Raw genomic sequence first — 18589 nt, forward strand, 5'->3', positions numbered from 1 at the left:
CGTCGGATATTTATATCATGAGCAGATAAGTCCATGCGAATTACTTAGTCTAATAGAATGGGTTCCTCTGCAATATCTTCTGGCATCGCGACGGCGTTGGCGGCTGATCCGCCCGGTCGCCCTGCAAGGATTCCAATTATGGAAACGACGTACGACACAAGGCTTGTCGGTGACCGCGCCGCATGGGGCGCGGTTTTGGCGATGGCGCTGTGTGTTTTCGTGCTCATCGCGTCGGAATTCATGCCGGTCAGCCTGCTGTCGCCGCTAGCGGCCGATCTCGGCATCACCGAGGGCCGCGCGGGACAGGCGATCTCGATTTCGGGCGTTTTCGCCGTCGTGACCAGCCTGCTGGTCGCCGGCCTCACGCGCCATATCGACCGCCGACTGGTCGTGACCGGCTTCACCCTCCTCCTCATCGTGTCCGGTTTGGCTGTCACCTTCGCGCCGAACTACGCGTTCCTCATGGTCGGCCGGGCGCTGCTCGGCATCGCGATCGGCGGGTTCTGGTCGATGTCGACCGCGATCGTCATGCGCCTCGTGCCGCAAGACATGGTTCCGAAGGGTCTCGCCATGCTGAACGCCGGCAATGCCATTGCGGCCACCATCGCCGCGCCGCTGGGCAGTTTTCTTGGCGCCTATGTCGGCTGGCGCGGCGCTTTCTTCCTCGTCGTGCCGTTTGGGCTTCTGGCGCTGGCCTGGCAGTGGACAAGCCTGCCGGCGCTGCCCCCGCGCCGGGGGAAGCGTTCAGGCAATCCACTGGCGCTCCTCGGCCGTCTTCCCGTCGCCATCGGCATGGCGTCGATCATGATGCTGTTCATGGGCCAGTTCGCGCTCTTCACCTATCTGCGGCCCTTCCTCGAGGGCGTCACCCGGCTCGACATCGCTGCTCTCTCGGCGATCCTGCTGGCGATGGGGCTGGCGGGGATGCTCGGCACATGGTGCGTCGGCCGGCTTTTGTCCACGCGTCTGTTCAGCATCCTCATCGTCATCCCGCTGGTCATGGCGGCCTTGGCCGCTGCGCTCATCGCCCTTGGTGCCCTCCCCGTTCCCACAGCGCTGCTGCTCGTTGCCTGGGGCTTCTTCGGCACGGCCGCGCCCGTTGGCTGGGGCACGTGGCTCAGCCGGACGTTGCCGAACGACGCAGAGGCCGGCGGCGGGCTGCAGGTGGCAGTCATCCAGCTCGCCATCACCGGCGGCGCCGCGATCGGCGGCACGCTCTTCGATACGGTCGGCTGGTGGGGAGCGTTCACTCTAGGTGCAGTGCTGCTCTGCGGATCGGCGCTCGCCGCCCTTGCCGCATCGCATATGGCCCGGAGATCTTTGCCATGATCATCGAGCGTGCGCCGCTTAACCGCCGGACATTGCTCGGCGCCGCGCTCGCGGTGGCGGCCCTGCCTCGAGCAGCCGCCAGCCAAGAAGGCGAAGCCCCAGTCAGCCATGAGTCAACCAACATGAAGATCAGGATGATTTTCAACGGCCACATCATGACCGCCACGCTCTACGACAATCCGTCGGCGCGCGATTTCTTTTCCATGCTGCCGCTCGATCTCAAGATCGAGGACTACGCGCATAACGAGAAGATCGCCTATCTGCCGCGCAAGCTGACAGAGAAGGGAAGTGGTCCGTTCGCCAACGAGCAGCCCTACGACCTCTGCTATTTCACGTCCTGGGGTAACCTGGCCATGTTCTACGCCGACTATCGCCATCCCGGGCTGATCAGGCTCGGCCGCTTCGACGAGGGCGAGCAGGCCCTGCACATTCGCGGCGAGTTCCCGCTTCGCATCGAACGCACTTGAGGACACAAAGGAGATCACCATGGACATTCTTCGCGCTGGCACGAGGCCTTCCGGCAAGGGACCACCTGACTGGTTCACCGGAACGGTGCGGATCGATCCGCTCTTCAATCCCTTCGATGCCGGGCGGGTTCAAGGCGCACAGGTGACCTTCGAGCCCGGCGCCCGCACCGCTTGGCACACGCATCCGCTCGGCCAGACGCTGATCGTCGTCTCGGGCCTGGGCCGCGTGCAGCGCGAGGCTGGCCCGGTCGAGGAAATCCGTGCCGGCGACGTCGTCTGGTTCGCGCCCGGCGAAAAGCACTGGCACGGCGCGTCGGCTCAGATTGCCATGACCCACATTGCTCTCCAGGAGGTCAAGGACGGCAAGGTCGTGGACTGGCTGGAACATGTCAGCGACGCCGACTACCGCGCTTGATCTCTTCCACTCGAAAGGAACCAAAATGCTCGCAACCGTTCTTCACAAACCGGGCGACATCCGCTGCGAGGAGATCGCTGATCCGAAAATCATGCGGCCGACGGACGCCATCATCAAGCTCTCGGCAAGCTGCATCTGCGGCTCGGATCTGTGGCCCTATCGCGGGCTGCAGCGGGTCGACGGCCCGATGCATATGGGCCACGAATATTGTGGCATCGTCGTCGAGGTCGGCGCAGAGGTGCGCACGGTGCGCCCCGGCCAGTTCGTCGTCGGCTCGTTCTGCCTCTCCGACAATACCTGCCCGCATTGCCGCTTCGGCTTCCAGTCGTCCTGTGTGCAGCGCGAGTTCATGTCGGGCGCGCAGGCGCCTTACGCCCGCGTGCCGTTGGCGGATGGCACACTGGTCGCCACCGCCGAGGTGCCGCCGGCCGAACTCATCCCTGACCTGCTGGCTGTGTCCGATGTGCTCGGCACCGGCTGGTATGCGGCCGACGCAGCCGAGGTCCGAGAAGGATCGACGGTGGTGGTGGTCGGCGACGGTGCGGTCGGCCTGATGGGCGTGCTTGCGGCCAAGGAGATGGGCGCCGAGCGCATCATCGGCATGAGCCGGCACGCCAGCCGCCAAAAACTCGCCCGCGAGTTCGGCGCGACCGACATCGTCGCCGAGCGCGGCGAGGAAGGTGTGGCCCGGATCAAAGAGCTCACCAAGGACGTCGGCGCGGACTCGGTGCTGGAATGCGTCGGCACGGCGGAATCCTTCGACCAGGCGCTGGCCTGCTCTCGCCCCGGCGGCACCATCGGCTATGTCGGCGTGCCGCACGGCGTGAACTTCGACGGCCAAAAACTGTTCTTCGGCCAGAAGCGCATGCTGGGCGGCCCGGCGCCGGTGCGCCGCTTCCTGCCCGACCTTATGGGCCGTGTGCTGCAAGGTCGGATCAAGCCCGGCAAGGTCTTCGACCTCAAGCTGCCGTTGGCCGAGGTCGCTGAAGGCTACCGCGCCATGGACGAGCGGCGCGCCATCAAGGTCATGCTTTCGGTGTGAGCGAAGATTGGGCGGACGGCCTGTCCGCACCCACAAATCAGAAAAGGAACAACGACATATGACGATGAGATTGAAGATTGCCGCCCTTGCGCTTTCGGTCGCCACGCCGGCTTTCTCGCAAGAGTCGCCGATCATCGGCGCATGGCGCATGAGGTCGCTCGAGGCCGGTGCCGAGGGAAGCCTCAAGCCCGTGCCATATTCCGGCCAGGTCATCTTCACCGAGGCCGGCACCCTGTCGGTGCAGGCGCAGAACCCCGACGCCAAGGCACCGGACACGCCTTACACAGAGAATGGCTACGAAGCCTATTACGGGCCGGTCGCTATCGACGACCAGGACAAGACCTTCGTCATCACGATCGAGTCCTCCCTGGTCCGCAACCTTGTCGGGAAGAGCATGAAACGCAAATTCGAAGTCTCGGACAACAAACTGGTCCTGACGCCGGACAATCCGGCCGAAGGCTGGCGCGTGACCTACGAACGTTACTGATCGGAACAGCCCGACTGTCAAAGTTTTATCGGTGGCCACAATGGCGCGGACTTCAGACCGAAATGGCGCGATAGCGGAACTGGTGCCAATCATGGCGGCTGTCTTCGCCGGCTTCCTCCTGATCGGCTTGGCGCTACCCGTCCTGCCGCTGCATCTTCACCAGCAGCTCGGCTTCGGCCCCTTCGCGGTCGGGCTGGTCACTGGCAGCCAGTTCGTCGCCTCGATGCTGTCGCGCATTGGGGCTGGAAACTATGCCGATGGGCGCGGCGGCAAGAGGGCCGTCGTCGTCGGCCTCATTGCCGCTGCCGTGGCGGGGCTATTTTACCTCGGCTCACTGACATTGCTCGACCGGCCGGTGGCGTCCGCATCGGCGCTGTTCGCCGGCCGGGCGGTACTGGGCGCGTCTGAGAGCTTCATCATCACCGGTGGCGTCGCCTGGGGCCTCTCCCTTGCGGGCGGACAGAACTCCGGAAAGGTCATAGCCTGGGTGGGCACGGCGATGTTCGCAGCACTCGCGCTAGGCGCGCCGATCGGATCTGCGCTTTATGCGGCGAGCGGCTTCACCGCGATCGCACTGGCGACGATCGTCCTGCCGCTTGCAACGCTGCTTGCCATCCTGCCGATGCGCGGCGCCAGCGCCGCCGCGAGCAGCGTGCCGCAGTCATGGAGGAGCGTGGCGCAAGCGGTCTGGCTTCCCGGAGTGGGAGCAGCTTTCAGCAGTCTCGGCTATGGTGCGATTCTGGCCTTCGGCGCGCTGCTCTTTGCCGAGCGGGGCTGGCAGCCGGTCTGGCTTCCCTTCACGGCCTATGCCGCGTCGCTGATCGTGGCAAGGCTATGCTTCGGCCACCTGCCTGACAGGTTAGGGGGCGCACGGGTCGCCATGATCTTCGTGGCTGTCGAGGCTGCAGGGCTGATGCTGATCTGGCTTGCGCCCGGGCCCGTTCTAGCCGCCATCGGAGCGGGCCTGACTGGCCTTGGCTACTCGCTGGTCTATCCCGGCCTCGGTGCCGAGGCCGTGAGCCGTCTTCCGCCACGCAGCCGCGGCCTGGCCATGGGACTCTACACCGTCTTCCTCGACGTGGCGCTCGGCTTCGGCAGTCCGGCGCTCGGCTTGGTCGCCGCATCGGCCGGGCTGCAATTCGTCTTCTTCGCCGTCGCGATGGCGACGCTTCCGGCGTTGGGCATCGCTCTGCTGCTGGGTCGCCGTAACGCTCCACTATAGAGCCGGATAGTCTGGGCTCGAGATGTCGCGCAACTACGATCGCTCCCGCTTCGCGGGAAGCTGAGGCATCAGCCGAACCTGCTTTTGGTGGCGATAGAGGCCGATCAGGTCGTCGGATCGATCATGGCCGGGTATGACGGCCATCGAGGGTGGATATCGCGCATCGCTACCTTGCAGTCCCATCGCCAAAAAGGGATCGGCGAGGCCCTCATCCATGAGGCCGAAAGGCGGCTCGCCGGCCTTGGTTGCATAAAAATCAACCTCCAAATTGTCGCTTCCAATTCGACGGTTCTTGGGTTCTACCGAAAGTGCGGATACGAGGTCGAGGAGCGCATAAGCATGAGCAAACTGTTACCGAAAGTTTGAGGTGCTCCGCCGATTAACTCCTCGTCGCGGCTCGACGGCTCAGGTCCATTGGAATCTTGCTGCCGATGATTATTGTGGCAGGCGAATCTCTCCGGGAATCGCGTTGCGGGACACGGCCGACAGCCGAAGCCGGGCGAAGTTCAGCCAACCGGTGGGGCACAAAACGCCCTCCATATGGTCCAATTGCTGGTGCAGTGAGAACATGCATGCAGATCGCATCCAAGCCACGCGTCCGCCTGGCAAGCCGTCAGGAACTGGATGAAATTGGCGGGCTCGTCTCCGACGCCTTCGCATCGTTACGGCCCGTTCTGGCACCGCACATCTTCGAGCCCTACGTCAAGGATGCGCGGGATGTCGCGGGGCGTTGGGCGAAAGCCAGCGTCGCGGTGCTCAAAGTCGAGGGACGCCTCGTCGGGACGGTCACCTACTACGCCGATGCCGCCTTTGACGGCATGGGCTGGCCGCCCGGGCTGGCAGGCCTCAGGACCCTCGCGGTTGCTCCCTCGGCACAGGGCCGCGGATATGGCCGCGCGCTTTGCGAATGGTGCGTCTTGCAAGCGCGTCGGCAGGGCTCGAGCGGCCTTGCGCTTCACACCGCCTCGTTCATGACGTCTGCATGCAAGCTGTATGAGAGCCTTGGCTTCGAGAGACGCCCCGCCCACGACCTTTTCGCATCCGACATTATTGGCTTTGATCCAGCTCTCGGCGATCAGGAGATCATCGCCTACCTGCTGCCGCTCAAGCAGGTCGAGAGCAGCCGCGATCGATAATGTTCGACCGCCGTTGAACGGACGGGGTCATCATCTTGCTTCCGGGTGCTGTCCGCAGCTTCCACCGGTTGTCTCGATGCGAGCAGATCCTAGTCTTTCGTATAGTCAGGCCCAAAACGGGTCGGCAGGTTGTCGGCGAGTTTCAACCAAGGGAGCTTCTCCTCAAAGGCGACATGCAGCGTAGGTGCAAATTTTTCTGGCTCCTCCATCGCTGCCGCAAAAAAATGCATGACATCAGACATGTTCTTTGAGCGGAAGGACAGCGGCGTGCCACAGTGATCGCAAAATGTTCTTTCCACACCGGGAGAAGAGTTGAATACCTTCGGTAGCTTGCCCAGCCATCGCCATTGGCCGTTCAACACGCCAATGTAGGTGGTCATCGGCGCAGAACATTGCCGCCGACAACTTTCACAATGACAGACCACGCAGGCCCGTGCCGGGCCATCGACTTCAAAAGCAATAGCGCCACATAAGCAATGACCACGCATGCAAATTCCCCTTGAGTCAACAAGGACAGCTTCATGCCTGGGCGTGAGGGAGGCGCCACGACATGCGCCGAGCTGGCGCCCAATTCCGACATTCGGCGCCAGCGATTTCCTAGCGTGCGCGACGCGTTCCTTCACTACCGCCTTTGCGGCATATTGAAATGTTCGTAGAGTTTCTTCGCCGGGCCGCTGAATTCACGGCCTAGCAGGTCTATCGCAACCCGAACACTACAGTGGAATTGCGGTCACTTCTTTGGCCGTTCGGATCACGAACATCGTTTGGTATCGCGCGACGTTGCTTCGGTCTCGGAACAGTCGCTCGCATAGCGCATCGAACTCTTCCATATCCGTCAGGCGGAGCATCAGGACGGCGTCGGTTTCGCCGCTCACGCTGTAGGCCTGAGTGACGGCCGGTTCCTGAGCGGCCAACTCGAGAAAGTCCCGCATATACTGCTCGCCATGACGCTCCAGTTCGACGGTGACGATCGCCTTCAAGCCCCGGCCAGCCTTTGCCGGTGCGAGAAGCGCGACAACGCGGCTAATGACGCCGCTTTTCTTCAGTCGTCGTATGCGGCGCAGGCAGCTCGAAGGGGAAAGCCCGACTAACCCCGCCAGTTTGGCGTTCGTTCGTGAGGCATCATCCTGGAGCAGGTTGAGAAGCCTTCTGTCGATCTTGTCCATCTCGGTCGCGCTCATCGTCGGTGTATTGCAATTTTATTGCACGTAATCGCAAACTTTGACCACAAATGCGAAGCGTCTCAGGTTACCCAGATGGCTCCAGGGATGATGGAGCAGCATGATGGCAATTTGCGCCGCCTTCTATCGCAAGACATTGGAGACGCTTGAAATCTATTGGGAGCTGGTTCGCGTGATCGTTCCGGTTGCGATAGCCACGCGGCTCCTGCAGGATCTTGGCGTCATCCAGGCGATTTCTCCGTTCTTCTCACCGCTCATGTTGCAGGTGGGGTTGCCGCCTGAACTCGCCTTTGCCTGGCTGACGGGATTGCTGGTCGGGATCTGGGGCGCGCTTGTGATCGTATTCACCTTGCTTCCGGTTTCGGCGCTCAGCACTGCCGACATGACGGTTCTTTCGGCTCTTTTGCTGTTTGCACATGCCATTCCGATCGAGCAACGGATCATTCAGAGGGCCGGGCCGAGCTTCCTGGTCACCGCGGCGCTTCGTATTGGCGGGGGTTTGGTCTTTGCCGTCCTTCTGCATCAGATATTCGCCATGACCGGATGGCTGTCAGGACCGGTGAAGCCGGCGTGGATGCCGGCGAATGAAAGCACCGACTGGGGCGGCTTTCTCTTGGGCACAGTCAAAACCCTGGGCATCATGCTCGTCGTTTTGCTTGCGCTAAGCTGGGTGATCGAGCTTCTCAAGATGTCGGGCATTTTGGAGTGGATGAACAGAGGGCTTGCACCGCTCTTTCGGCTCGCCGGCATCGAAAGGCAGACGGTACCTTTCGCCGCTGTCGGCCTGTTTCTCGGGATTTCCTATGGCGCAGGACTGCTGATCCGCGACGCGCGCACGTCTAGCGCGGAGCCGCGTCAGATATTCCTCGCCTGCGTGTTCATGGGTTTTGCCCATAGCCTCATTGAGGATACGTTGGTCGTCGTCGCTCTTGGCACCGATGTCACGAGCGTGCTTCTCGGTCGCCTGGCGTTTGCCGTGCTCGCGACCGCCGTGATCGCAAAAATAATCAAGGCGGTTCCCGACGCTCTTTTCTTCAAGACACTCTTCCACAAGGAAGAAGGCAGTTCGCGCAATCGGATTTCTGAGCCGGCGATTAGCGGACCGTTGACGTGAGCCGTCCTTACGCAGCAGCCGACATGTGTGTCGCATCACTATCGCGAGAGGACGCGAATCCGGCTCTGGAACTCACCACGATCGACATAGCATCCGCGCAGATGTCGCCGCCCCGTGTTCGGGTTGAACGATTGGCGGCCATGCAACACCCGGCGATTGTCGAAGACCGCCATTTCGCCGGCCTTCAGGCGGTAGGCTATTTGGAAACGCGGCCCGCGGATCATCATCATCAGCTTGCGATAAGCCGCATAAAAGGGCGCGCATAGGTCGGAGGGAAGGTCGATGACATCGACAAGATGGGCGTTGAACCGCAACTCCGTCACTTCCCCGTCGCGTTGCGTTACAATCACAGGAAACCGACCGCGCAGATCGTAGTTTTCATCGTGAAAACGATAGGGGATCTCGATCTCGCACAATAGGCGGTAGGCTTCCGGATCTTCCGCCTGTAGCGCGGCGACGACCGCAAACCCGTCGGCAAAGATCGATCCACCGCCCTCAGCGTCATTGGCGATACAATGCAGGAACTGGTAGCCGGGCGGCACCTCCTGGTTCGCGAGATCGGTGTGTAGCGGCAAGGCGACCGGCGTATAGGCCAGATTGTTCGGGTTCGGCATCGACACGACTTCGAACATCGTGCCGAAATTTGTCTGGCGCAGGAAACCAATCCGCTCGGCCGCACGCCGCCCCGCATCGGGATCATCGTCAAGCCCATCGACGATGGAGAGCCCGTATGCAGCCGTTGCCTTCAGCCAGGCGAGCAGATCGGCATCGCTTTGCAAGATGTCCCCGGCGGCGTGACGCGGCATGGTTTCAAGATTGATTGAGGCGTCCCAGAGTTTCGGAGCGATGTCGGCCGGATCGTCCCGCTTTCTGCCGGGACGGTAGGACTCAAAGAACTGGCTCGGGAATTCCTCCTCAGCCTGGTCGTTCTGCCAGACAATGCCCACAGCGCTGCCCCTGTCCCGCACGCTGATGGGTCTGAGCGAGGGGTCTACGCTGGTCAGGTCGAAAGTTCGTTCTTCGGTCTGCGGGTGAAACGCCGATGGTGCATTGTCCTTTAGCCAAAGCCAGGGGTAGCAGACTGTTTCGCCCGACACGAAAGTCACGGCAAGCGCGGTCTCCCGGGCTTCCACGGAAAGCAGGGTATTCATGATGATGTCTCTCTGAACACAGAATTTGATTTTCAGCTTGGATCAGGCCCGCAGGCCGTCAACCCAACGGTGGTGGCCACCACAAGCTCGGCTTCCCATAGCGATGGGATCCGGGATTTCTGTTCGGTTCTTCGAGCACGCCATCTCCAGGCGGAATCTGGCTCCAGATGAAATCTGGTTCAAAGCCACCGCGATGGTAGCGGTCATTCGCCGGCGGTGTCCAGCTAAATGCAGCGGGATCGCCATCCCCTCTCGGCTACCCCTCGCCCGACAGATCGCGCCGCGCCTTGTCGAGTTCCTCGGCATAGCGGCGCATCAGGTGGCCTTCGGTCAGCAAACCGACCACCTTGCGGTCGGTGAAATCCTCGACCACTGCCAATTCCTCGGCGCCGGCGCGCTGGAAGGTCTCGGCCGCCGACTGCACGTTCATGCTCGGCACCAGCACCGCATCCCTAAATTTGGCGAAGGACAGCACCGGCATCTCGTCATCCGACAAATGGCTGTGCAATTCGGCGACGATCAGCACGCCGACATAGTGCAGTTCGGCATCCACCGCGATGACGCGCTGCGAGGCACCGAGCGGCACCTGCTTGCGGAATGTTGCAAGCGTCGTTGAGGCGTCGATGGTGCGGACATCCTTGCGCATCATCGAGCCGACCGTCAGGCTGCGCATCCAGCCTACATCATGGGCGCTGCGGATGGTTTCGCCGCGCAGGTGAAAGCGCCATGTCGAGAAGGAATAGCCAAACGTTTCTCGCACCAGGATCGCCGCCATGAGCGAGGCGGCCAGCACCACGCCGGTCAGCGTCAGGTCGCGGGTCGATTCCAGCGCCAGGAAGGTCATCGTCAACGGGCCACCGACGACGCCGACGGCGAGCGAGGTCATGCCGACGACGGCGGCGACGGCGGGGTCGATGCCGGTCGCCGGCGAGACAAACGCCATCGCGCCGGCGAACATCTTGCCGAGCAGGGCACCGAGGAACAAAGAGGCAAAGAACAGCCCGCCGCGGAAGCCGGAGCCGAGCGAGATCGCCGACGCCGACAGCTTCAGCACGAAGACGCTGGCCACCACGGCCAGCCCGTAATTCATCGCGAATTCGCGGTGCAGCGCGCCATGGCCGCTGGACAGGACCTGCGGCGTGATCAGCCCCAGCAGCCCGACCATCACGCCGCCGATGGCTGGGCGCAACGAGGCGTCGATCGACAGCCGCGCAAAGATGCGCTCGATCAGGCTCACCAGATGCATGATGGCGATCGAAGCACCGCCACCCAAAAGCCCGAGCAGCATGAACGGCAAATACTGGCTGACGGTGAGCGCCGGCAGACCCGCGAGCTCCAGCGGAAACGGCACGCCGCCGAACATTTCGGCGGTCAGCGAGGCCGAGATCGCGGCGGCCATCACCGGCGCGACATTGGCGACCGAATAGATGCCGATGACCAGCTCGAAACCGTAGAAGGCGCCGGTCAGCGGCGCATCGAAGGCGGCGGCGATCGCGCCGGCCGCACCGCAGCCGACGAGGATGCGGACATCGTTGCGGCGCAGCCTGAACAAGCGCGCCAGCCGCGACGCCAGGCCGGAACCCACCTGCGTGTAGCCGGCCTCGAGCCCGACCGAAGCGCCGAAGCCGCTCGAGATCATCGTCTGCCCGGCGATGATGAAAGTGTCGGTCAGCGACATGCGGCCGCCGTAAAGGGCGTTGGCTTCGATCGGATCGACCGGCGTGCGGAACTTCCGCTTTCTCAGCCAGATCACCGTCAGCCCGAGCAGGATGCCGCCGATCGCCGGTATCAGCGCTTGCTCCGGCCTTTGCAGCGAAAACATCGCCGAAAGCCGACCACCGGGCTGAACGCCGAACATAAGCCCATGCAGGACCTGCACCAGTTCGCTCATGCCGGTGACCAGCGCACCCGCTATCACCCCGACCAAAGCCGCCAGAATGACGACGGCGATGCCGCGCGCCTCGAGCAGCGGGATCGATCGGATCAGCACCGCGCGCAGTCGGCGGGCATAGACTTGCGGTTCGTTTCTGGAAAGCACCGGGGCGGCTCGCCGATATCAAAAGGGGAGTGGTGCCTGATACGCCCGGCGGCTTTGCATGGCAACAATGCCGGCCGCCAAGGTGTCATGCCCGCGTGATGCTGCGGCGATAAAGCCCATCTTCAGCTCGGGGAACCGCGTTGACGTAAACGTCAACCCGAAGCTATATGCGCCGACCGTGGCTGTAAAACCAGGCAAGCGGCTTCGGCCGGGTCGAAGCGCCAAGGCGCGACAAACGCAACCAGACGAGGAGAACCGCCATGAGCGTTCAGGAGATTGCCGACAAGATCAGGTCGCGCGTGGCGAGCGCCGGGTTCGATCGCTCCGTGAAATTCGACACCGGCAGCGACGGCGTCATCGTCATCGACGGCGCCGATGTCTCGACCACCGATGCACCGGCAGATTGCACCATACAGCTGTCGCTCGACGATTTGGACTCGCTGATATCCGGCGATCTCAACCCGACCATGGCCTTCATGTCCGGCAAGATAAAGGTCGAAGGCGACATGAGCGTCGCCATGGCGCTCAGCCAGCTGATCGGCTGATCGCTTAAGGTGAGACAAGCCGCCGCGCGCGACGACGGCGGCTTCGAACCATCAGGCAGCGAGCGACAGCCGCTGCGCCTTCAGCTTGCGCCCGGCCGCCTTCAACGTGCCCTGCGCGCCGTCGAGCGCGCCGACCACCAGTTCCCGCGCCAGCAGGCGGTGCCGCTCGTAAGGCCCCGGCATGGCCAGCGAGCCGGTCTTTGCGGCCGAAAACCCGAAGCGCTCGTAATAGGGGGCGTCGCCGACCAGCAGGATCGCCGCATGGCCAAGCCGCTCGGCCTCAGTCACTGCATGGCGCATCAGCGCCGAGCCGATGCCGGCATTTTTCAGCGCCGGGTCGACCACAAGCGGGCCGAGCAGCAGCGCTGCCTTGCCGCCCTCGCCCAGCACCACGTCCCACAGCCGCACGGTGCCGGCAACAGCGCCCGACGCATCGCGCGCGACAAAGGCAAGGCCCTCCGAAGGCCGGCGGCCGCGCCGCAGCTTTTCCGACGACTTCTTCCGGCGCTTCGGCCCCATGGCGCGATCGAGCAAAGCCTCGCGCGCACCGATATCGGCAGCGGTTTCGGCAGTGATGACAAAAGCGCCGGCATTCTCCCCCCTCGAGGGGGAGATTCCCGCAGCGCCTTCAACAATGAAATCCAAAACGTCCATTTCCGCGATCCTTCACGAGCGGATTGTTCCACAGGCGAGCCCGGGCGGGCGACAGGCGCCCACCTCGGGATGATCTGATCGGTTCTTTCGAACCGTCAGATCACGTAGGATCGGAGAGGTTCGAAGCCGTTGAAGGCAACCGACGCGTAGGTCGTCGTGTAGGCACCGGTGCCCTCGATCAGCACCTCGTCGCCGATGGTCAGCGACAAGGGCAGCGGATACGGCGTCTTCTCGTACATCACGTCGGCCGAATCGCAGGTCGGGCCGGCGAGCACGCAAGGCGCGGTCTCGCTGCCGTCATGCGCGGTGACGATCGGGTAGCGGATCGCCTCGTCCATCGTCTCGGCGAGACCGCCGAACTTGCCGATGTCGAGGAACACCCAGCGCACATTGTCGTTGTCGGCCTTCTTCGAGATCAGCACGACCTCCGACTTGATGACGCCGGCATTGCCGACCATGCCGCGGCCCGGCTCGATGATCGTCTCGGGGATCGCGTTGCCGAAGTGCTTCCTGAGCGCCGAGAAGATCGCCTGGCCATAGGCCTGCGCCACCGGCACATCCCTGAGATAGCGGGTCGGGAAGCCGCCGCCCATATTGACCATCTTCAGCACGATGCCTTCGTCGGCGAGCGTCGCGAACACCTTCTTGGCGTCGCCCAGCGCGCGGTCCCAGGCGGTCAGGTCGGTCTGCTGCGAGCCGACATGGAACGACACACCATAAGCATCGAGGCCGAGCGCCCTGGCATGGCGCAGCACGTCGACCGCCATCGCCGGCACACAGCCGAACTTGCGCGACAGCGGCCATTCGGCGCCCTCACCGTCGGTCAGGACGCGGCAGAACACGCGGGCGCCGGGAGCGACACGGGCGATCTTCTCGACCTCCTCGACGCAGTCCACCGCAAACAGCTTAATGCCGAGCTGGTAGGCGCGCTGGATGTCGCGCTCCTTCTTGATGGTGTTGCCGAAGGAGATGCGGTCCGCCGGCGCACCGGCGTCCATCGCCATCTCGACTTCGGCAACGGAAGCGGTGTCGAAGGACGAGCCCATCGCAGCAAGCAGGCGCAGGATTTCCGGCGCCGGGTTTGCTTTCACCGCATAGTAGATCTTGGAATCGGGAAGCGCCTTCTCGAAGGCGCGGAAATTGTCGCGCACCACATCGAGGTCGACGACGAGGCACGGGCCGTTCGGACGTCGGGTAGCGAGGAAATCAAGGATGCGCTGGGTAGCCATCGGGGTCTCTCCATCAGCGCCTTTCGGCGCGCACAAAGGCTTGCGGACGCGGGCTCTCGGCCTCGCGAACACGCGGTGGACAAAGGCGGGACGGAAATCCATGGAACCAGCCGGTGGAGACCCCGGAACCATGAAGCGCCGTCTCGCGGCGGTGAACCTTGGCCTTGCCCGGCCTCGGTTCGCTTTGTCTGCCTTGGCTTGGATGGGAGACCCGTCCGCACTGCCGGCAATGAAGGTGTGCCTCTTCAGTAACCCCGGTCTTTGGACGACCGGCAGAACACCAGAAAGGCCCGCACCGTCGTTGCTTCAAGGTGTCCTCGGTTGGCGGTTGGCCGCTAAACCGACTGGAGGGGTTGGCTCCAGTTACCTTACCGATATCCCTCACCATTCGAGGATCGGCGGACACCCACAGGCACGTGCGACTTTGGGCAAGCGCGATATAAGAGCGAAAGATTTCACAATCAATAAAAATCGTATGGCAGGTTGTAAAATTTGTGGCATCGAACAATGCTGCGGCAACCAGAAGAACAATGCTGCAGCAAGCACATCCGGATATCGAACGCATGACAGGCACTCGCGGCCCGCTGAACGCTTTTCTCGACCTTGATCAAGCCCCTGTTACCAATGCGCAATCCGGCCCACTTGTCGGCTTGCGGCTGGCCGTCAAGGATATCTTCGACGTCGCCGGCTACCGCACCGGCTGCGGCAATCCGCAGAAATACCGGGAAGCTTCACCGGCCACGGCGACCGCGCCGGCCGTCCAGGCGCTGCTTGATTCGGGCGCACGCTTCGTCGGCAAGACGCAGACCGACGAACTCGCCTTTTCCCTGCTGGGGCTGAACGCGCATTTCCCGTCGCCGATCAATCCGGCGGCACCCGACCGCGTCACCGGCGGCTCATCCTCCGGTTCTGCCGCGGCGGTAGCCGGCGGGCTCGCCGACATCGCCACCGGGTCCGACACCGGCGGCTCGATCCGTGCGCCGGCAAGCTTCTGCGGCCTGATCGGCCTCAGGACGACGCATGGCCGCATCCCGCTCGACGGCACCATGCCGCTGGCGCCTTCGCTGGACACGTTCGGCTGGTTCGCCAGGGATATCGTCACTTACGAAAAGGTCGGCACGGTGCTGCTCGGCGACGATCCGCATCGCCACGAACTGGTACGCCCTTTTGCCCTCGACGCGCTGGACAGCCTCGTGCTCGGCCCGCTGGAGGCGGATGAATATCGCGCCATGGTCCGCAGTGTCGCGTCGGTGCTGGGCGCGCCGCGCAGCGTCGGCCCGCTGTCGCATTCCACCGACGATCTCTATTGGTGCTTCCGTAAGCTGCAGGGCTATGAAGCCTGGCAAAGCCACGGCGCCTGGATCGCCGGCGGCGACCGCATGCTCGGCCCCGGCGTCAAGGAGCGCTTCGAGCATGGCGCGACCATCAGCGCGACAACCGCGCAGCACGAAACGGAACGTCGCGTTTCGTTTCGCCTCGAACTTGCCGGCCTGCTTGGCGACGACGGCGTTCTTGTGCTTCCGACCGCTCCGGGAGCGGCGCCGCTCAAGGCCGCGACATTCGACGATTTGCAGACCTATCGCGAGCGCGCGCTGAGACTGCTATGCCTTTCCGGCCTGTCCGGTTTTCCGCAAATCACGCTGCCGCTCGGCAGGGCCGAAGGCGCGCCGTTCGGACTTTCGCTGCTCGGTCCGAAGAACAGCGACCGGCAGCTGATTGCGCTGGCCGCCCGCATCCTTTCAGCCCGCCAAGGAGGCGCATGACATGGATACGCTGACCCGCATGCGTGCCTTCATCGACGTGGTCGAGGCCGAAGGCTTTTCGGCGGCGGCGCGCAAGATCGGCCGCTCCAAGGCGCTGTTGTCGAAATACGTCCGCGAGCTCGAGGACGAACTCGGCGCGCTGCTGCTCAACCGGACCACCAGGCAGTTCTCCCTGACCGAGGCCGGCCACACCTATTACCGGCGCGCCTCGGAGATCGTGCGCGAGGTCGACAGCCTTGCCGATGCGGTGCGCGAATCCTCCGGCGACGTGCGCGGCAGGATCAAGCTGTCGGCGCCGCGTACTTTCGCCGACGCGCCGATCGGCCAATCGCTGATCGACTTCGCCAAGCAGCATCCCGACATCGTCCTCGACATTCATCTCGACGATCGCTTCGTCGATCTGGTCGAGGAGGGCTTCGATCTGGCGGTGCGCATTTCGCGGCTGGAGAATTCCTCGCTGATCGCCAGGCGCCTGGCGCCATTTTCGGTACGGCTTTGCGCGTCTCCCGAACTGATCGCCAAGCACGGCATGCCGGTCAGGGCGCAAGACCTTGCCCGCGTGCCTTGCATCATCGACACCAATGGCCGCTGGCTCACCAACTGGCCGTTCAAGGGCGACAGCGGCGATACCGTGAGCGTTTCGGTTTCCGGCCCGATCGAGGTCAACAGCCCGATGGCGGCAAGGGCCGCTGCCGTGGCTGGATTGGGATTTTCCATCCTGCCAGATTTCATCGCCGCGCCCGACATCGAAAGCGGCAAGCTGGTGACTGCGCTGGATGACCGCATCCTGCCCGGCGGCGGCATCTTCGCCGTCTATCCGCACCGGCGCTATCTGCCTGCAAAAGTTCGCGTATTCGTCGACTTCCTGGTGCAGTGGTTCAAGGCGCTGGACACCGCATGAGCTTTCAGCCGGCTTGCGGTCCCATTTTCGCCCCCTTTCTGGTAACTGTCGGCAATTCACCGAAGCCGATTGAATCGCGACCGAGAATGCACCTGAAACAGCAAGCAATCATGCTGGCTTCGGCCTTGACCGCGACTATCGCCGCCGTCGGACCGGCCGAGGTGCATCCCCACGTCTTCGCCGAGGCACGGCTCGAAGTGGTCCTCGGCCCGGATCACCAAACTGTGAAGGCATTGCGCCATGTCTGGCGCTTCGACGACTTGTTTTCGAGCACGGTGATGATGGAGTTCGACAAGAATTCCGACCTGAAGCTCGACGACAAGGAGCTGAAGGATGTTGCCGACACCGTCCATGCCTCGCTTGCCGAATTCAACTACTTCCAGCTCGTCACCGTCGACGGCAAGGACGTGGCAATGACCCCGCCGCCGCAGCTGATGGCCAATTTCGACAACGACCAGTTGATCATCCTGTTCGAATCTGAACCGAAGGCGCCGATCAAGCTCAGCGGCAAGATCGACATCGGGGTGTACGACCCGACCTTCTACACCGCGATCGATTTCACCGAGGATGCCCATCTGCAGGTCGATGGCCTGCCGCCGACCTGCACCAGCAAGGTTGTCCGCCCGAATCCGGATGAGGCGATCGCCCAGAACCAGAAGACCCTGACCGACGCGTTCTTCAACGATCCGACGGGCACCGACATGAGCAAGATCTTTGCCACCAAGCTTGAACTGACCTGTAAGCCGGAAGGATAGATCCAGTGACGAAACCGTCCCTGCGTTTGGCAGTCGGTCTTCTGGCCGCCGCCTTTGTGATGACGCACTTTCTCGGCTCCGCCCACGCCCAGAGCTCGCTCGGCATCGGCACCAATGACGGCATGGCTCCAACCGCCACCGGCCCGTTCGCCCACACCCTGATGTGGATCAATCTGCGCCAGCAGGAATTCTATCATGCGCTTGCCGGCGCGATGAAGGCGATGCGCCAGGACGGCAGCAAGATGTGGCTGCTCATCGGCCTGTCCTTTGCCTATGGCATTTTCCACGCTGCCGGCCCCGGCCACGGCAAGGCGGTGATCTCATCCTACATGGTGGCCAATGAAGTGGCGCTCCGTCGAGGCATCATGCTGTCCTTCGTCTCGGCTCTGCTGCAGGCGCTGACCGCGATCGTGGTGATGCTGCTCGCCTATTTCGTGCTGCGCGGCACCGCGATATCGATGACCGACGCCGCATGGTTCCTCGAAATCATGAGCTATGTCTTCGTCACCCTGTTCGGCGCCTGGCTGCTGTGGCGCAAGGCTGGCCCGGCCATCCTGCGCCTGTTCGGCGCAAATCCCGGCTACAGCCTCTCGGCTGCCCATGCCGGCCATTCACATGCCGGCCATTCACATTCCGCGCATGCCCATGCGGCACATTCCCACGCGCTTCATGCGCATGACGATCACGACCATGCGCATGACCATCATGACCACGGCGCACACGACCACGCCCATGCTGCGCACGATCACCACGGCCATGCGGCGGGGGAGGTCTGCGAGACCTGCGGGCACTCGCATGCGCCCGACCCGGCGCTGCTTTCCGGCGATCGCTTCGACTGGCGCACGGCTTGGTCGGCGGTGGCTGCCGTCGGTATCCGCCCCTGTTCCGGCGCGCTGATCGTGCTGAGCTTCGCCTTGCTAAATGGGCTGTGGTTCGGCGGTATCCTGTCGGTGCTGGCCATGGCGTTAGGCACCGCAATCACCGTCTCGGCTCTGGCGACGCTTGCGGTCACCGCGAAGAACTGGGCGGTGTATTTCGCCGGCGACGGCCGCATGGGCAACCGCATCCATTCCTTCGTCGAAATCGGCGGTGCCGCCTTCGTCTTCCTGTTCGGTCTGCTGCTGCTATCGGCCAGCCTGACTGGCGCCTGACCTCGTTGC

At 63.2% G+C, this 18589-nt stretch carries 20 protein-coding genes; 14 read left to right on the plus strand and 6 right to left on the minus strand.

Annotated features, from left to right (window positions below):
• Window positions 1-138: 138 nt before the first annotated feature.
• The 8 genes from NKH63_RS17825 to NKH63_RS17860 all read left to right on the plus strand — a co-directional run bounded on the left by NKH63_RS17825 (window position 139) and on the right by NKH63_RS17860 (window position 6098).
• Window positions 139-1329: an MFS transporter gene (locus NKH63_RS17825; RefSeq protein ID WP_352640213.1), complete on the plus strand. Its 1191-nt coding sequence runs from the start codon at window positions 139-141 to the stop codon at window positions 1327-1329.
• Entirely contained in the window at window positions 1326-1796 is a 471-nt protein-coding gene (locus NKH63_RS17830) for a cyclophilin-like fold protein (protein WP_352640212.1), read from the plus strand. The genes NKH63_RS17825 and NKH63_RS17830 overlap by 4 nt, the downstream gene beginning before the upstream one ends.
• Window positions 1797-1815: 19 nt before the next feature.
• A complete protein-coding gene (locus NKH63_RS17835; protein ID WP_352481974.1) occupies window positions 1816-2211 on the plus strand; it encodes a (R)-mandelonitrile lyase in 396 nt (131 codons plus the stop codon).
• A gap of 25 nt (window positions 2212-2236) precedes the next feature.
• Window positions 2237-3253 carry a zinc-dependent alcohol dehydrogenase family protein gene (locus NKH63_RS17840; RefSeq protein ID WP_352918297.1) on the plus strand — a complete coding sequence of 339 codons (1017 nt, stop codon included), beginning with the start codon at window positions 2237-2239 and terminating at the stop codon, window positions 3251-3253.
• A gap of 58 nt (window positions 3254-3311) precedes the next feature.
• Entirely contained in the window at window positions 3312-3740 is a 429-nt protein-coding gene (locus NKH63_RS17845) for a lipocalin-like domain-containing protein (RefSeq protein ID WP_352481972.1), read from the plus strand.
• A gap of 40 nt (window positions 3741-3780) precedes the next feature.
• Window positions 3781-4962 carry an arabinose transporter gene (locus tag NKH63_RS17850; RefSeq protein ID WP_031194356.1) on the plus strand — a complete coding sequence of 394 codons (1182 nt, stop codon included), beginning with the start codon at window positions 3781-3783 and terminating at the stop codon, window positions 4960-4962.
• Between the two features lie 60 nt (window positions 4963-5022).
• The gene (locus NKH63_RS17855; RefSeq protein ID WP_352918373.1) at window positions 5023-5328 is read left to right on the plus strand and encodes a GNAT family N-acetyltransferase; all 306 of its coding nucleotides are present in this window, start codon (window positions 5023-5025) and stop codon (window positions 5326-5328) included.
• 206 nt (window positions 5329-5534) lie between these two features.
• Window positions 5535-6098 (plus strand): GNAT family N-acetyltransferase, encoded by a 564-nt coding sequence (locus tag NKH63_RS17860; RefSeq protein ID WP_352918299.1) that lies wholly within the window; start codon window positions 5535-5537, stop codon window positions 6096-6098.
• An 89-nt stretch (window positions 6099-6187) separates the two neighbouring features.
• Here NKH63_RS17860 and NKH63_RS17865 read toward each other — a convergent pair whose 3' ends face one another.
• Window positions 6188-6586, minus strand: coding sequence for a GFA family protein (locus NKH63_RS17865; protein ID WP_352590610.1), 399 nt, complete (start codon window positions 6584-6586; stop codon window positions 6188-6190).
• A 225-nt stretch (window positions 6587-6811) separates the two neighbouring features.
• Window positions 6812-7264 carry an Lrp/AsnC family transcriptional regulator gene (locus NKH63_RS17870; protein WP_023720217.1) on the minus strand — a complete coding sequence of 151 codons (453 nt, stop codon included), beginning with the start codon at window positions 7262-7264 and terminating at the stop codon, window positions 6812-6814.
• 118 nt (window positions 7265-7382) lie between these two features.
• Here NKH63_RS17870 and NKH63_RS17875 point away from each other — a divergent pair, with 118 nt between their 5' ends.
• Window positions 7383-8393, plus strand: a complete 1011-nt coding sequence (locus NKH63_RS17875) for a nucleoside recognition domain-containing protein (RefSeq protein WP_352918375.1) — start codon at window positions 7383-7385, stop codon at window positions 8391-8393.
• 38 nt (window positions 8394-8431) lie between these two features.
• Here the strand turns inward: NKH63_RS17875 and NKH63_RS17880 are convergent, their stop codons facing one another.
• Window positions 8432-9544 carry a TauD/TfdA family dioxygenase gene (locus NKH63_RS17880; RefSeq protein ID WP_352850975.1) on the minus strand — a complete coding sequence of 371 codons (1113 nt, stop codon included), beginning with the start codon at window positions 9542-9544 and terminating at the stop codon, window positions 8432-8434.
• 256 nt (window positions 9545-9800) lie between these two features.
• Window positions 9801-11582, minus strand: coding sequence for a chloride channel protein (locus tag NKH63_RS17885; protein WP_352494726.1), 1782 nt, complete (start codon window positions 11580-11582; stop codon window positions 9801-9803).
• 260 nt (window positions 11583-11842) lie between these two features.
• Here NKH63_RS17885 and NKH63_RS17890 point away from each other — a divergent pair, with 260 nt between their 5' ends.
• The gene (locus NKH63_RS17890; RefSeq protein WP_023720213.1) at window positions 11843-12127 is read left to right on the plus strand and encodes an SCP2 sterol-binding domain-containing protein; all 285 of its coding nucleotides are present in this window, start codon (window positions 11843-11845) and stop codon (window positions 12125-12127) included.
• A 51-nt stretch (window positions 12128-12178) separates the two neighbouring features.
• Here NKH63_RS17890 and NKH63_RS17895 read toward each other — a convergent pair whose 3' ends face one another.
• Both NKH63_RS17895 and odc2 read right to left on the minus strand, forming a co-directional pair.
• Complete coding sequence (locus tag NKH63_RS17895; protein WP_352918301.1) at window positions 12179-12781, minus strand: GNAT family N-acetyltransferase; 603 nt, start codon at window positions 12779-12781, stop codon at window positions 12179-12181.
• A gap of 95 nt (window positions 12782-12876) precedes the next feature.
• Window positions 12877-14010, minus strand: coding sequence for an ornithine/lysine decarboxylase (odc2, locus tag NKH63_RS17900; RefSeq protein WP_023720212.1), 1134 nt, complete (start codon window positions 14008-14010; stop codon window positions 12877-12879).
• A gap of 563 nt (window positions 14011-14573) precedes the next feature.
• Between odc2 and NKH63_RS17905 the strand changes: the two genes are divergently transcribed.
• From NKH63_RS17905 to NKH63_RS17920, 4 genes are all read left to right on the plus strand, one after another.
• Window positions 14574-15773: an amidase gene (locus NKH63_RS17905; protein WP_352918302.1), complete on the plus strand. Its 1200-nt coding sequence runs from the start codon at window positions 14574-14576 to the stop codon at window positions 15771-15773.
• Between the two features lies 1 nt (window position 15774).
• The gene (locus tag NKH63_RS17910; protein ID WP_023720210.1) at window positions 15775-16674 is read left to right on the plus strand and encodes a LysR family transcriptional regulator; all 900 of its coding nucleotides are present in this window, start codon (window positions 15775-15777) and stop codon (window positions 16672-16674) included.
• An 86-nt stretch (window positions 16675-16760) separates the two neighbouring features.
• Window positions 16761-17429: a DUF1007 family protein gene (locus NKH63_RS17915; RefSeq protein ID WP_352918303.1), complete on the plus strand. Its 669-nt coding sequence runs from the start codon at window positions 16761-16763 to the stop codon at window positions 17427-17429.
• A complete protein-coding gene (locus NKH63_RS17920; protein ID WP_352918377.1) occupies window positions 17426-18580 on the plus strand; it encodes a nickel/cobalt transporter in 1155 nt (384 codons plus the stop codon). Before NKH63_RS17915 ends, NKH63_RS17920 begins: the two co-directional genes overlap by 4 nt.
• The last annotated feature ends 9 nt before the right edge of the window (window positions 18581-18589 follow it).

It is taken from the genome of Mesorhizobium sp. M0960, assembly GCF_040319055.1.
GTDB lineage: Bacteria > Pseudomonadota > Alphaproteobacteria > Rhizobiales > Rhizobiaceae > Mesorhizobium.